The sequence below is a fragment of the Flavobacterium sp. T12S277 genome, from assembly GCF_048514875.1.
Taxonomy (GTDB): Bacteria; Bacteroidota; Bacteroidia; order Flavobacteriales; family Flavobacteriaceae; genus Flavobacterium.
On record NZ_JBLYEG010000001.1, the window covers coordinates 383632 to 397885 of the forward strand.

At 35.3% G+C, this 14254-nt stretch carries 12 protein-coding genes; 8 read left to right on the plus strand and 4 right to left on the minus strand.

The window, feature by feature from the left end; translation table 11 throughout:
- Window positions 1–22: 22 nt before the first annotated feature.
- From ccsA to ACN1CN_RS01595, 4 genes are all read right to left on the minus strand, one after another.
- Window positions 23–3229 carry a cytochrome c biogenesis protein CcsA gene (gene ccsA / locus ACN1CN_RS01580; RefSeq protein WP_419134401.1) on the minus strand — a complete coding sequence of 1069 codons (3207 nt, stop codon included), beginning with the start codon at window positions 3227–3229 and terminating at the stop codon, window positions 23–25.
- A gap of 288 nt (window positions 3230–3517) precedes the next feature.
- Window positions 3518–4516, minus strand: a complete 999-nt coding sequence (locus ACN1CN_RS01585) for a cell wall anchor protein (protein ID WP_419134402.1) — start codon at window positions 4514–4516, stop codon at window positions 3518–3520.
- A gap of 3 nt (window positions 4517–4519) precedes the next feature.
- On the minus strand, window positions 4520–5710 hold the full coding sequence (locus ACN1CN_RS01590) for a hypothetical protein (RefSeq protein ID WP_419134403.1): 1191 nt from the start codon (window positions 5708–5710) through the stop codon (window positions 4520–4522).
- A gap of 14 nt (window positions 5711–5724) precedes the next feature.
- The gene (locus ACN1CN_RS01595; RefSeq protein ID WP_419134404.1) at window positions 5725–6672 is read right to left on the minus strand and encodes a hypothetical protein; all 948 of its coding nucleotides are present in this window, start codon (window positions 6670–6672) and stop codon (window positions 5725–5727) included.
- 184 nt (window positions 6673–6856) lie between these two features.
- Here ACN1CN_RS01595 and ACN1CN_RS01600 point away from each other — a divergent pair, with 184 nt between their 5' ends.
- The 8 genes from ACN1CN_RS01600 (at window position 6857) to ACN1CN_RS01635 (ending at window position 14128) form a co-directional block, all read left to right on the plus strand.
- Window positions 6857–7618, plus strand: a complete 762-nt coding sequence (locus tag ACN1CN_RS01600; protein ID WP_419134405.1) for a Rossmann-like and DUF2520 domain-containing protein — start codon at window positions 6857–6859, stop codon at window positions 7616–7618.
- On the plus strand, window positions 7602–8129 hold the full coding sequence (locus ACN1CN_RS01605; protein ID WP_419134406.1) for a KdsC family phosphatase: 528 nt from the start codon (window positions 7602–7604) through the stop codon (window positions 8127–8129). The genes ACN1CN_RS01600 and ACN1CN_RS01605 overlap by 17 nt, the downstream gene beginning before the upstream one ends.
- A gap of 105 nt (window positions 8130–8234) precedes the next feature.
- The gene (locus ACN1CN_RS01610; RefSeq protein ID WP_419134407.1) at window positions 8235–9161 is read left to right on the plus strand and encodes a geranylgeranylglycerol-phosphate geranylgeranyltransferase; all 927 of its coding nucleotides are present in this window, start codon (window positions 8235–8237) and stop codon (window positions 9159–9161) included.
- Complete coding sequence (locus ACN1CN_RS01615) at window positions 9154–9738, plus strand: Maf-like protein (protein WP_291287614.1); 585 nt, start codon at window positions 9154–9156, stop codon at window positions 9736–9738. The genes ACN1CN_RS01610 and ACN1CN_RS01615 overlap by 8 nt, the downstream gene beginning before the upstream one ends.
- Before the next feature lie 10 nt (window positions 9739–9748).
- Window positions 9749–10279 carry a mechanosensitive ion channel domain-containing protein gene (locus ACN1CN_RS01620; RefSeq protein ID WP_419134408.1) on the plus strand — a complete coding sequence of 177 codons (531 nt, stop codon included), beginning with the start codon at window positions 9749–9751 and terminating at the stop codon, window positions 10277–10279.
- A 110-nt stretch (window positions 10280–10389) separates the two neighbouring features.
- Entirely contained in the window at window positions 10390–11490 is a 1101-nt protein-coding gene (locus tag ACN1CN_RS01625; protein ID WP_419134409.1) for an AI-2E family transporter, read from the plus strand.
- An 85-nt stretch (window positions 11491–11575) separates the two neighbouring features.
- Complete coding sequence (locus ACN1CN_RS01630; protein WP_419134410.1) at window positions 11576–13402, plus strand: hypothetical protein; 1827 nt, start codon at window positions 11576–11578, stop codon at window positions 13400–13402.
- A gap of 201 nt (window positions 13403–13603) precedes the next feature.
- Window positions 13604–14128, plus strand: coding sequence for a hypothetical protein (locus tag ACN1CN_RS01635; RefSeq protein ID WP_291287611.1), 525 nt, complete (start codon window positions 13604–13606; stop codon window positions 14126–14128).
- Window positions 14129–14254 lie beyond the last annotated feature (126 nt).

Genomic DNA, 14254 nt, shown 5'->3' on the forward strand with positions numbered 1-14254 from the left:
TTTTTATGTAAATTATTATTTCTTATTTTTTCTTGCTTTTATAATGCTTGCGGTGCTTAGGATATGTGATTGCTCCAATAATTGAGATCACTCCTAATGAATACCAAATCCAGCTTAAAGAATGTGCTTCTCCGGTAGCATACGAATGCAGACCTACTAAGTGGAAATTTACCCCGTAATAGGTAAACAAAATGGAGATAAAAGCATACATACTCATTAAGTTAAAGAACCATTTTCCTCTAAGAGCCGGTACAAAACGAGCATGAATAACAAAAGCATATACCATAATCGAGATTAAAGCCCAGGTTTCTTTTGGATCCCATCCCCAATAACGTCCCCAACTTTCGTTGGCCCATTGACCACCCAGGAAGTTACCAATCGTAAGCATGATTAAACCAATTGTAAGCGACATTTCATTGATATAAGTAATCTCTTTGATGTTCAAATCCATTTTGGTTTTGTTTTTTTCATTGGTAAAGAAAATCAACACCAAAGCTACAAAACCTAAAATCATACTTAACGCAAACGGACCATAACTACCTACAATTACCGCTACGTGAATCATTAACCAATAAGAATTCAGTACCGGCTGTAAGTTTGCAATTTCCGGATCAATCCAGTTCATATAAGCAGCCATTACGATCATTGCTGTCACAAAAGCGGATGAAGCTACGGTAAGTTTCGATTTTCTGTCAAAAGCCAATCCAAAGAACATCGTTGCCCAGGCCACATAGATAATAGACTCATAAGCATTACTCCATGGAGCATGACCTGAGATGTACCAGCGCGCTACAAGCCCTAAAGTATGCAGAGCAAATAGTAATCCTACCAATACATGAAAACCGTTGATCGTTATGCGAAGCCATTTCTTCTCAAAAAAGATATTTACAATGGTAAAAATCAACATGAAAGCCGAAACGGTGAGGTACCAAAACGGTAATTTTTTGAAAATATCATATTTGTTGTAGGCTATTTCAGCATCAATTTTTTCCTCACTTGGTCGTACTTTACTTCCAAATTTCTTTTGAAAACCGTTAATACTTTCGACCAACTGATCGGCTGTAGTAAAGTTTTTAGAAATTGAACCATTGTTCAAGGCACTAAAGTACATTGGCAGAATCTGAGTAACATAAGTCGAATCCATTCCTTTAAATCCTCCCTGCTGTCTTTCCAGATACGAAACCCATTTGTGATTTGGGTCATTCGGAATAGGGAATATTTTCAGAATACTACCGCTTAAAGCAGATTCCATCAAATTAACTCTTTTATCCGTATCCATAAAATCCTTCTCAAACTGATTTGGATTTCCTACTTTGTATGCTGCGTCTAAAAATGGTGAAAGTTTATAATTTCCATTCTCATCAAAAAACTTTACAAACGGAGCGTGTTTAGCAGTTTTCTCTACCCCGATAATTTTACGAATACTGTCATTTCCAGCTCTCAAATAAACAAGTGGAACCTGTATCCAAACCTGAGCATATTGTGTCATAGACAAAAATACCTGATCAGAATTCATTCCGTTATACGTATCGCTCTGACTTACTTTTCTAAGTAATTCAGATGAGAAAGTATTAATAGGCTTCATTCTACCTCCAGCATCCTGAATGATCAAACGACCAAATTTAGCGGCATGAGCTTCCGGAGCTTTGTAAATTGTCAATAAAGAGTCTAATTGTTTCTGACTTGGCGGAGCTGTCGCATGATTGGCATGATCGTTAGGATCTGTGTTGTGATTGTGTTCATGACCCGGTGTATGAACATGCGGTGCCTGAGCAAAACCACTTAAACCAATCATTAAAACCAAAATCGTGATCAATTTTTCTTTTTTCTTTTTCACGCCTTCTAATTTGCGTTTCAAATCGCCAAAACGCGAATGTTTGGTAAACATAATAGCCATTAAACCAATGTACAACATAAAATAACCGAAATAAGTAATGTTAGTTCCCCATGAATCGTGATTTACAGACAATACAGTTCCTTTCTCGTCCGGATCAAAAGATGATTGGAAGAATCGGTATCCTTTATGATCTAAAACGTGATTCATATAAATATCAGCATTAAATGTTTCTGTAGAATCCTGAACGGTTACTTTACTTTCAAAAGAAGAGTAACTTTTCTCTGTTCCCGGATATTTTGTAGCAATAAAATCGTTTAGTTTTATTTTAAAAGGCAAGATATATGCTTTACTTCCGTAGAATAAACTGTATTCAATTTTTCCGATTTTAACGGTCTGAGGTTCCCCTACACTACCTTTAGAACCCAAAAGTCTTACTTCTTTTTCCTGTCCTTCCGCTTTAACTTTTACAATCAAAGCATCATGGTGTGATTTTGCTCTAAAGTCGTTATTCGATTGATAATCTACTACTCCCTTGACAGCAGGGTCCGGAAATACAATTCTAATATCACCAATACTGTACAAAGAACGCATCATCAATGGTTGTACGTTATCTTTGGTTACAGCACCTTTTAATTTATCGGCCATTCGCATAAACTCTCCTTCAAAAGGCGTTTGAATGGTATATTTTTCACCTGTAGTATTGATGTTAATCGCTCCGGCTGTTGGTTTATTCAGAGCAAATAATACGTTATGAATGTTTTGTACTTCACCCTCTTTCAAGAAGTGTTCTTCACGTCCACCAGATCCTGCTTCTACCATTTTAAGGTATAAAGTTCCTTTTGGATCCGGTTTTATGGTTTCGGTAGCTCCCATGATATAATTCACATACGTCACTTCAAAAGGAGTTTCGTCGAATTTTCCGGAAAGCGTAAAATCATTGTTGGTAACCGGCGAAAACAATAAGTTTTTTTCAAAAACTCTGCGTTTCATTTCGCCTTTGTATTCTCCATCTGCAAAAACAGTTAAGAATGTTTTATCGGAATAAATTTGATTTTCGGCAGCACCTTCACGAATAGGCATCATACCTTCGTAACTGATATAGCGGGTAATAAAAGCTCCCAAAAGAATAAAGATAAAAGCAAGGTGCAATAACAGCGTTGCCCATTTTTCTTTTTTTAGTAGTTGGTAACGTTTGATATTTCCGAAGAAATTGATCAGGAAAAAGACCATTATCGCCTCAAACCACCAGGTATTGTAAATTAAAATTCGGGCTGTATCTGTGTTGTACTTACTTTCGATAAAAGTTCCAACACCCATTGCAATTGCGAATGTTAAAAAAAGAACAGCCATTAATCGTGTAGAAAACAAAAAAGAGAATATTTTTTTATCCATTTTTAAGGAATTACATTGTATAAAAGTGCCACAAAAGTACTTAAAAATGTTGACTCTCAATATTTGTGATTTGTTAATAAAAACTAAAAATGCCCATCAAACTAAATTGATTTCGCAAAAGCGTACACTAAACTTTACAAAGCTATAATCCGATATCAGAAATTTGCTTTTTATGCCACAGTTTATAGGACTAAGAAGGGTTTGTTCTTTAAGCAAACTTCATTTCAAATAAAGCTTTTGAAACAAACCAACTGAATCTTTAAAATCCATACAAGCTGTGGCTCAATTTTATTTTACTTTTTGTTCAATTTTAGAAAGCCTTTCTGAAAGTGTTTTAAATGATTTATTCTCTTCTTTTAGCAATTCTATTTCTTTTGATTGCTGAATGGAATATAAGGTTAACTCCTCAATTTTCTGCAAAAGCTTGGCATTCATTTCGCCTAAATTGATTCCGTTTTTAAGGACTTCTTCCTCATTAGGAATGTTTTCCAAATGCCCCTTTTCTTTGATATGCTTCTCAACTTCGGCTAACGTAGGCAAATCATACTCTTTTTTAAATACAAAATCAGACCAGCCGTCAAGAGTAACTTTTACTTCCTGAGAACGAATAGTACCTTTAACATCTAATTTGTTTTGTGGATTTGTTGTTCCAATACCCACATTACCCGTTAATCCAGCAATTGCAAAATAGGGTTTTAATGTAGTATTGGAGGTGTTTTTTGCAGAAATAGTAAATAAACCAGGATAACTAATTGCTTCTGGAAAAACTAAATTCAAATTATTACTTGTAAAGTTATCTATATAAAACCCCATTTTAGTACCGGATAATTCAGATGCTGTATCGTCATTATAAATGAGTAATTTAGCTCCACTAGTTCCATATCCAGATCCTAAATCTAGTCTGGAATTTGGGTTTGTCGTTCCAATACCTACCTTACCATTTTCATTTGCTAATACAAACTGTTGCCATGCTCCCCATTGGGCGTCTGTGGGCAGTGCATTTCTATAAAAAGCACCTCCATTATTAAAATTTAATTGATGATTTTTTCCGCCACTATTTTCATTATTAGCCCAAGGTGACAACGTTAGGTTTGTAGAATAAATTCCATCACCAGGAACTCCTATTACACTCCTTTCTTTAAAATCAGCTCTTACATTACGCATTGAAAAATTGGGTAAATCATTTATGGCTCTTGTATCATTTATTGATAAATCAGTTGCAGTTTGCGCTTCTAATTGATGGATTGAGGCACAAATCAAAAGAAGGAATACTATTATTTTTTTCATCTTTTATTTATTTTCAAGTTTTACTAATCTCTTCTTCATTTGATCATTTTCTTTTTTCATGTCAATCATATAAAGCGTCAACTCCTCTATTTTCTGTAAAAGTTTGGCATTCATTTCTCCTAAATTGATTCCGTTTTTAAGGACCTCTTCCTCATTAGGAATGTTTTCCAAATGCCCCTTTTCTTTGATATGCTTCTCAACTTCGGCTAACGTAGGCAAATCATACTCTTTTTTAAATACAAAATCAGACCAGCCGTCAAGAGTAACTTTTACTTCCTGAGAACGAATAGTACCTTTAACATCTAATTTGTTTTGCGGGTTTGTTACTCCAATGCCTACATTTCCACCGACTTTTACAAACAAACTAGCATTATGTTCACTATCTCCATAATTTGTCAAGTATAAACCGCTCAAAGATTTATCTGTTTGATGAGACATATAACCTATGTTTGAAGAACTACCTGCACTTACGGATTCTCCAATAGATAGTGCTGTATACTTAAAATTCTGAGAAACTACCCCGCCAATTAGAGAAGAGACAAGCTGTGTCGCTGAATTACCTACAACTGTCAGCTTCGTGTTTGGGGCTGTAGTACCAATACCAACATTTCCATTGTTTAGTATATTCAAATAATCTGTGGTATTGTATCTTAAACTAAACATATAATTACTACTTGCTGGATATCTTATCATAGTCCATTGTCCTATTCCTGTCCCAGAATCTCCAGGAACAGCTCCTAATGCAATACTAGAAAAATCACCTGTTGTAGAAGGTAATAATCTTAAATTTTCATTATAATCACCGTTTGCAGTCTGAATCTTAACCGAACCGTTAAAAAGCTGATTTCCGGCAAAAGTATTAGCTCCTCTTGTTGCAAGTTCTATCCAGGAAGGATTTGAAGGATTTAAATCAGCTGCAATCTTTCTAAAAAACAATCTGTCATTTTGTGTAAATGAAGAAGCCAGCTGTAACTGATGATTGTTGTTTGAATTGGCATGCCTAATTAGAAACAAGTGACTCCAACTGTGCGTAAGATCGGGGATTCCTCCAATCGCATCTAATCCACTATAAACTCCAGAAGTTCTCGGAATTGTATAATCATTGATGCCAGGCGCTAAACCATCCCCTATTTGCTGCCCAAAAGCAATTGTCGTAACAAGTAGCAGACCGAAAGAAGTAATTATTTTTTTCATTATATTATATTATTTTATTTATTTTCAAGATTGATCAATCTCTTCTTCATCTCTAAATTATCCGTCTTCATTTGGTCATTCTCCTTTTTCATTTCAATCATATAAAGTGTCAACTCCTCAATTTTCTGTAAAAGTTTGGCATTCATTTCTCCTAAATTGATTCCGTTTTTAAGCACTTCCTCTTCATTAGGAATATTTTCCAAATGTCCCTTTTCTTTAATATGCTTCTCCACTTCCGCCAATGTAGGCAAAGCATATTCTTTTTTGAATACAAAATCGGACCAGCCTAACATATCTACTTTTACTTCTTTGGAGTGAATAGTGCCGTTTACATCTAGTTTATTTTTAGGATTTACTTCACCAATACCAACATTTCCATTATTTAATATATTAAAATAATCTGTGGTATTGTATCTTAAACTAAACATATAATTGCTAATTGCGGGATATCTTACAATAGTCCATTGCCCTATTCCTGTCCCAGAATCTCCAGAAACAGCCCCTAATGCGATACTAGAATAATCACCTGTTGTAGAAGGCAATAATCTTAAATTTTCATTATAATCACCGTTTGCAGTCTGAATTTTAACCAAACCATTAATAAACTGATTTCCTGCAAAAGTATTAGCTCCTCTTGTTGCGAGTTCGAACCATGCAGGGTTTCTTGGGGACACATCCGTACCAGCAATTTTCCTAAAAAATAATCTGTCATTTTCTACATAGGAAGAACTTATTTGTAATTGATTATTATTGTTTGAATTGGCATGTCTAATCGCAAACAAGTGACTCCAATTGTGTGTTAGATCAGGAATTCCTCCAGTTGCATTTAAACCACTATAAACTCCGGAAGTTAGCGGAATTGTATAATCACTGATACCAGGTGCTAAACCATTACCTATTTGCTGCGAAAAGGAAACTCCTGCTACAAATAATATTGCAAGTGTCGTCAATGTCTTTTTCATGTGTTCTTTATTTATGATGTAATTTTTTTTCAAAAATAGTTAAAAAAACGACATTCTTCATTAATAAATTACTAGTAATTATCTTACATAATGCATTTTTTTAAGAAACAATAGAATTTCGATTTTTTAAACCTCTTTGCTTAAAAGGATTACTCTTTAAAAAAAATAATGCTAATTTTGCACTATGATTCGAATTTCAATAATTGGTTCCGGAAATGTTGCCCAACATTTGATAAAAGCTTTCTCTAAAAGCGAAGCGGTAGAAATTGTGCAGGTGTTTTCCAGAAAAAAAGAAGCTCTTGCTTCTTTAGTTAGTTTTGAAAAAATTGTAAATGATTTTGACTCCCTCCTTGAAGCTGATCTCTATATTATAGCTGTTTCAGATAATGCGATTTCAGAGGTTTCAAAACAACTGCCTTTTCAAAACCGGGTTGTCGTTCACACCTCAGGTGCAGCTTCACTTGATGTTTTGGACGCTAAGAACAGAAAAGGTGTTTTTTATCCGCTTCAGACATTTTCAAAAAATAAGGAAGTTGATTTCTCCATCATTCCAATGTGTCTGGAGGCCGAAAACACATTTGATTATCGCGTTCTAGAAAGTGTTGCCAAAAGCATTTCGCAAGCCGTTTATCCCATAAATTCCGACCAAAGAAAGGCATTGCATGTTGCAGCCGTTTTTGTCAATAATTTCACCAATCATTTGTATCAAATCGGACAGGAGATTTGCAAAGAACATCAGGTACCCTTTGAAGTTTTAAAACCTTTAATTCAGGAAACTGCTCAAAAAATAAATACTTTAGCCCCGGCGGATGCGCAAACGGGACCTGCAAAGCGCAAAGATTCTACCACAATTGAAGCGCATTTGGAGTATTTAACCCATGAAAATCAAAAGAATATTTATAAAATACTAACACAATCTATACAGAATAATGGCAAAAAATTATAAAGAAATAATGAATGACATCACAACGTTTGTTTTTGATGTTGATGGCGTACTTACAGACAGTTCGGTTTTTGTAACCAATGAAGGAGAGATCCTGCGTACGATGAATATTCGTGATGGTTATGCAATGAGAGCGGCAGTTGAAAGCGGCTATAATGTTTGCATTATTTCAGGCGGAAGCAATGAAGGAGTCCGTGTTCGTTTGTGTAATTTAGGAATTACAGACATTCATTTAGGAACTCCTGATAAAGTAGAAACTTTTAAAGAATACACCGATACTTACAACATCAAACCAGAACAGGTTTTATATATGGGTGACGATATACCGGATTTTCACGTAATGAAATTAGTAGGTTTGCCAACCTGTCCGCAAGATGCAAGCCCGGAGATCAAAAACATTTGCCGTTACATCTCACATGTAAATGGCGGAAAAGGTGCCGCTCGTGATGTAATCGAACAAGTAATGAAAGTTCAGGGAAAATGGATGGAACATTTTAGCGGGAAACACGATTAATGATTGCAGATTTTAGATTGCGAATTACATTTCACATATAACATTTTACAATCTACATCTCACAAAAAAAACCTAGCCCCTCAGAACCTTAGTACCTCAGAAAAAATGAAATTCCTCAAACTCATTCGATATAAAAACCTACTGATGCTTGCTTTTATGCAGCTGTTATTTCGCTATGCTTTCTTAAAACAACAAAATATCCCTTTGGCTTTGGCCGACTGGCAATATGGGCTATTGGTTTTAAGTACCGTTTTACTGGCTGCAGCGGGTTATGTCATCAATAATATTTATGATGTTGCGACCGACAGCATCAACAAGCCCAATGATGTTGTAATTGGTAAAGGAATTTCTGAAACCACCGCCTACAACATTTATATCGGATTAAACATTACCGGTGTTGCTATTGGATTCCTTTTGTCTAATATCATTCTTAGACCCATGTTTGCTTCATTCTTTATTTTGATTGCTTCGCTTCTTTATTTTTATGCGACTACTTTAAAGCAAATTATGATACTGGGGAATTTTGTTGTCGCGTTACTGCTTTCTGCAAGTGTATTGATTATTGGGGTTTTCGACATCTTTCCTGCCACAACTTCTGAAAATCAGGCACAAATGGCGAGTATGTTTTCGATTTTAACCGATTATGCTTTATTTGCCTTTATGATCAATTTTATTCGAGAAATAGTCAAAGACATTGAAGATGTGAATGGTGATTACAATCAGGGAATGAATACCCTTCCTATTGCAATCGGAATTAGCAGAGCGTCAAAAATAGCGTTAGGTTTTGCCATCGTTCCTTTTATCGCCTGTCTGCTTTACATCAACACCTATTTTGTCGAAAATAAGCTCTTTATTGCTACTTTTTATGCTTTTGCCTTTGTTTTAGCGCCTCTGCTCTACTTTATTGTAAAAATATTTGGTGCAAAACATCAAAAAGAATTTCACCATTTAAGCCGCATTTTAAAACTCATTTTATTCTTCGGAATTTTATCGATTCTCGTTATCACCCTAAATATCAAATACAATGCTTAAAGAAAAACTAAAAAAATATACTTTAATTCTGGCCTCCGGATCACCGCGCAGACAACAGTTTTTTAAAGACCTCGATCTTGACTTCGAAATTAGGTTAAAAGACATTGAGGAGATCTACCCACCCGAATTAAAAGCAGTCGAAATAACCGATTATCTGGCAAATCTAAAGGCCAATGCATTTGAGGGCGAACTTAACGAAAATGAAATTTTAGTAACCAGCGATACTATTGTATGGCATCAGAACAAAGCATTGGGAAAACCAAAAGATGCCGAAGAAGCCTTTAAAATGATCCGATCGCTATCCAATACGACCCATGAAGTCATAACATCGGTTTGCTTTAAAACAAACCATTCTTCAACGCTATTGAACGATATTACAAAGGTTACTTTCAATGATTTATCCGACGAGGCTATTTTGTATTACATCCAAAATTACAAACCTTACGACAAAGCCGGAGCTTACGGTATTCAGGAATGGTTTGGTTTTATGGCAGTTGCAAAAGTAGAAGGCTCTTATACCAATGTTATGGGATTGCCGACCGCAAAAGTTTATGAATATTTGAGTACTTTAGTGTAAAATTTTATTTATGTTTTCTTTTAAAGAATATAGCGAGGAAATCTTAACCACCGTAATTCTACTTTTTATTCTTGTAGTCTTGCGCATCATCGTTGCGAAACTAATTCGCCGTTATGCCAGTACAAGTCAGTTATTAGAACACCGAACCAATTTGGTCATCAAGTACATTCATTTACTCATGAACATACTGGTTTTGATTAGCCTAATTGTAATTTGGGGTGTTGAAACTAAAGATATTTTCATAACCGTTTCTTCTATTGCCACTGTTATCGGAGTGGCTATGTTTACTCAATGGTCCATTCTGAGCAATATAACTTCAGGAATGATTTTGTTTTTCTCCTTTCCTTTCCGAATTGGAGATACCATCAAAATTCATGATAAAGACTTTCCGATCGAAGCCGAAATTGAGGATATAAGCGCCTTTCATGTTAATCTGAAAACAAAAGACGGTGAAAAAATCATTTTTCCAAATAACTTATTGCTGCAAAAAGGGATCTCTATCATGCCGATACAATACGAAGAAAAAGAGTTCTTCGATTAAATAAGAATGGGAATTTTATAAAGTATTGCTAAAAAGGTAAAACGTATTATTGGTAATAAAATATAATATTTGTTGTACTAAATTTTAGTTTTTATTTAATTCCCGCAACAATGAACCGCTCTGTAAAATTGCCTTTTTATGCTAAACTTGCTTTCATTCTGGTAAGTTTTATAAGCTTTGCCTTTATTTTTTGTATTGGAAAAGATATTATTACTCCGGTCTTACTGGCATTTTTGTTTGCGGTCCTACTGGTTCCGATTTTCACTTTTTTGCATTCCCGATTAAAATTTCCCAGACACCTTGCTGCCGCAGCTTGTATTCTGCTTTTTGCTTTATCTATTGTTGGCATCCTAGTCTTTATTTCTTATCAGATTAGTGATATCGCCAACGATTTTGATGCGATAAAGAAAAATGCAAACGCTTTTATTACCGACATTCATAAATTTATAAAAGATCATTTTCACGTCAGCATCGGCGAACAAAAAAAATACCTCGATAATGTCGCCAAGGACTCGGTTCAGAATGGAAAAAGCTCCATAGGCTCTGCTATTATCTCTATAACCGATCTGCTGTTAGATTGCACCATCATCCCTATTTATACTTTTTTGTTTCTACTGTATAAAGATCATTTTATTCTTTTTCTCGCTAAATTAGTCCCTAATGAAGACCATGCGATTTTAAAAGACATTCTTTCACAAATAAAAGTTTCGATTAATAATTATATAGTCAGTCTGATTTTTGAAATGATAGTCGTTTCTATACTGACAAGTTTAGGGCTGTGGATCATTGGGGTTAAATACTTTATTTTATTGGGATTGATTACCGGAATTTTAAACATGATACCTTATATTGGCATCCTGATCGCTGGTATCATCACCGTAATTGCATCGTTAACAGGAACACCCGAAAATTCTATTATTCTTGGAATTCTGATTGTAAACATTATTGTACAGTTGATTGACAACAACATACTTGTACCCTTGATTATCAATTCGAAAGTTGAAATTAATGCCTTTGTTTCGATTATGGGAATTATTATTGGAGGTGCCGCTGCAGGAATTTCGGGAATGTTTTTGGCCATTCCGCTATTAGCCATTCTAAAAATTATATTCGAAAGAATTGAATCCTTAGCGCCTTGGGGTTATCTTATGGGCAATCATATGCCAAAAAAATTCAGCTGGAGAATCCGAAAACTAAAGGTCGAAAATTAAATAGTACTGTAAATTCAGAATAGAATCGCAATAATTTCTTATATTCAACTCCAAATCGACCTTTAAGCCAGTCAAAAATTATATAATGTCCGTAATCAGAAAAATAGTAGTCTTTATTTTATTATGCTTTTGTTTACAAGGCACTTATGCTCAGGTCGCTCCACCTCAAAAAAAGCCCAAAGAAAAAAAGGACAGCACCGAAGTCTATCAGAGAATCAAAAACTATTCGAAGAAGAATAAATTTACACAAACCCTGCACAAATTATTCTTTAGAGGAAACAGGCCTCAAAAAAAAGAAATCCTGGTGCAAAATGACACTACCGATTTTAGCGGAAAAATAATTCGAAACATAAACATTATCACGCTGGATCCTTTCGGACACTCGCTTACGGACACCACTCAGGTTCCCAAAAACTGGGGCGAACGAACAGGAAACCGACTGCATTTAAAAACCAAGAAAATTGCAATCTACAATCTGCTCCTGTTTAAAAAAAATACTCCCTACGACACTTACAAAGTGCAGGAATCTGAACGTTTGATACGATCTCAAAGATATGTGACAGCCGTACGAATCACGAATAAAGTGGCAGGAATGGCTTCCGATTCAGTTGATGTAACGATTAGGGTTCTGGACTCCTGGAGTACGATTCCTAAATTTGCGATCTCGAGCAATCAGGTTTCTTTTGGTATTAAAGAAAAAGACTTTTTTGGATGGGGACAGCAGCTGGAATACAAACATACCAGCAGATTTAATGATGGCCGCACTGCAAATGAAGCAACTTATACCATTCCTAACATCAAAAACACTTATATAGGAACCACCTTGTTCTATAAAATCGATATTGACAATAATTACAGCAAAAGTATCAACGTTGAACGCCTCTTTTATTCCCCTTTGACCAAATGGGCAGGCGGTGTTTCTACAGGTCAAAACTATAGAAAAGACAGTCTGCAGGCACCCGATAAGTCTTATGCCTTTCAGCCCTTTAAGAATAACTTTCAGGATTTCTGGGCAGGGCATGCCAGTAATGTATTTGAAGATGAAAATGGCATAACCAATTTGGTGGCAACCGCACGTTTCCTAAACGTCAACTACACCGATGCTCCCGCTGATCTCTATGATCCTACCCATTTTTATTCAGATGAAAAGCTGTTTTTAAGCGGAATTGGTTTAAACCGACGTAAATTTATAAAAGACAACTATATATTCAGAAATGGTCAGACCGAAGACGTTCCCATTGGAAGAATTTATGGGATTACATTAGGTTATCAGTACAAAAATGCCCAATGGAGACCTTATGCCGGAGGTCAGTTTTCGTTTGGTAATTACTATCGTTGGGGGTTTTTAAGTATGAATTTTGAGGTGGGTACGTTTTTTCATGATTCAAAAACGTATCAAACAGCCTTTTCATTTGAATCTACTTATTTTACAAAACTATTCAGTATTGGAAACTGGAAACTGCGTCAATTTGTGAACCCAATTGTGGTTATTGGTGCCAATCGGGAAAATATCATCGGGGATCAACTTAATATTAATAATCAAAATGGTTTAGCCGGGTTCAATACCGCTTTATACGGTACAAATAAAATGGTTTTGTCGCTTCAAACACAAACCTATTCTCCTTATGCGCTTTGGGGATTTCGTCTAAATCCGTTCTTTAATTACTCGGTTGCGGTACTCGGAAATCCAAATGATGCTATAGGAAGAAATAAAGGCTACCAAAAAGTGACTTTAGGTTTGCTGATCAGCAATGATTATCTGGTATTCAGTTCCTTTCAGCTTTCGCTCTCCTACTACCCTACCATTCCTTATCAGGGAGATAGTGTTTTTAAAACGAATACTTTTGAGACCAGTGATTTTGGTTTGCAAAACTTTGAGCTGGCCAAACCAAGGGTTGTGGAATATAAATAATGGAAATACATTTTATTTCACTTTTTTTTCAAAAAACAAAAAATCCAAAACTACTTCACTACCAAAACATTAACAAACTTTCTTGTTTTACAAAATCGTTAAAATGCATAATTTATCCGATGAAATGCATAGTGCTTTAATTTTTGGCACAGTATATGAATATCCCTAAACAGGATCAACCATAACTTTAAAATTAGAAAAATGAAAACAATAAAATTAGCAATCGCAGGACTATTTCTCCTGGTTGCAAATGCCACGCAAGCGCAGGTATCTATAAATGTTAACATCGGAGCACCTCCGGCTTGGGGACCTGCAGGATATGCAGAAATGGAGTACTATTACTTACCCGACATCGAAGCTTATTATGATGTAAGAGCTTCCCAGTTTATCTATTTTGGAGGAGGAAGATGGGTTAGAACAAATTACTTACCAAGACAATATAGAAACTATGATTTGTACGGAGGTTACAAAGTAGTTTTAAACGATTACCACGGCAGAACACCTTATACTTACTTTGATCGCCATAGGGTAAAGTATTACAAAGGATATCATGGTGCACCTCAAAGATGTTACAAACCAAGACCGGCTTATGGATATAATGACGATCGTTATGAGCGCAGAAACCATAAACACTATGATAAAAAGCGTAACAAACACGACAGAGACGATGATGACGATGACGATCATGATGATCACGATGGTCACTACGGCCGCAGAAGAGGCTAATATTTGCTAAATCATTAATTTTCAACACAAAAGAGTATCAAAATCATGATACTCTTTTTTTATGCATGCATACTAAATAAGGAAAAAGTTAATTTATTGAAGATAATTTAAAAATAATCACTAAAA

Bases quoted from the DNA above. Each gene is read 5' to 3' on its own strand.
- ACN1CN_RS01590 (WP_419134403.1), bottom strand. From the start codon at position 5,710: ATGAAAAAAATAATTACTTCTTTCGGTCTGCTACTTGTTACGACAATT.
- ACN1CN_RS01625 (WP_419134409.1), top strand. From the start codon at position 10,390: ATGAACCGCTCTGTAAAATTGCCTTTTTATGCTAAACTTGCTTTCATT.
- ACN1CN_RS01620 (WP_419134408.1), top strand. From the start codon at position 9,749: ATGTTTTCTTTTAAAGAATATAGCGAGGAAATCTTAACCACCGTAATT.
- ACN1CN_RS01595 (WP_419134404.1), bottom strand. From the start codon at position 6,672: ATGAAAAAGACATTGACGACACTTGCAATATTATTTGTAGCAGGAGTT.
- ACN1CN_RS01600 (WP_419134405.1), top strand. From the start codon at position 6,857: ATGATTCGAATTTCAATAATTGGTTCCGGAAATGTTGCCCAACATTTG.
- ccsA (WP_419134401.1), bottom strand. From the start codon at position 3,229: ATGGATAAAAAAATATTCTCTTTTTTGTTTTCTACACGATTAATGGCT.
- ACN1CN_RS01635 (WP_291287611.1), top strand. From the start codon at position 13,604: ATGAAAACAATAAAATTAGCAATCGCAGGACTATTTCTCCTGGTTGCA.
- ACN1CN_RS01585 (WP_419134402.1), bottom strand. From the start codon at position 4,516: ATGAAAAAAATAATAGTATTCCTTCTTTTGATTTGTGCCTCAATCCAT.
- ACN1CN_RS01610 (WP_419134407.1), top strand. From the start codon at position 8,235: ATGAAATTCCTCAAACTCATTCGATATAAAAACCTACTGATGCTTGCT.
- ACN1CN_RS01605 (WP_419134406.1), top strand. From the start codon at position 7,602: ATGGCAAAAAATTATAAAGAAATAATGAATGACATCACAACGTTTGTT.
- ACN1CN_RS01615 (WP_291287614.1), top strand. From the start codon at position 9,154: ATGCTTAAAGAAAAACTAAAAAAATATACTTTAATTCTGGCCTCCGGA.
- ACN1CN_RS01630 (WP_419134410.1), top strand. From the start codon at position 11,576: ATGTCCGTAATCAGAAAAATAGTAGTCTTTATTTTATTATGCTTTTGT.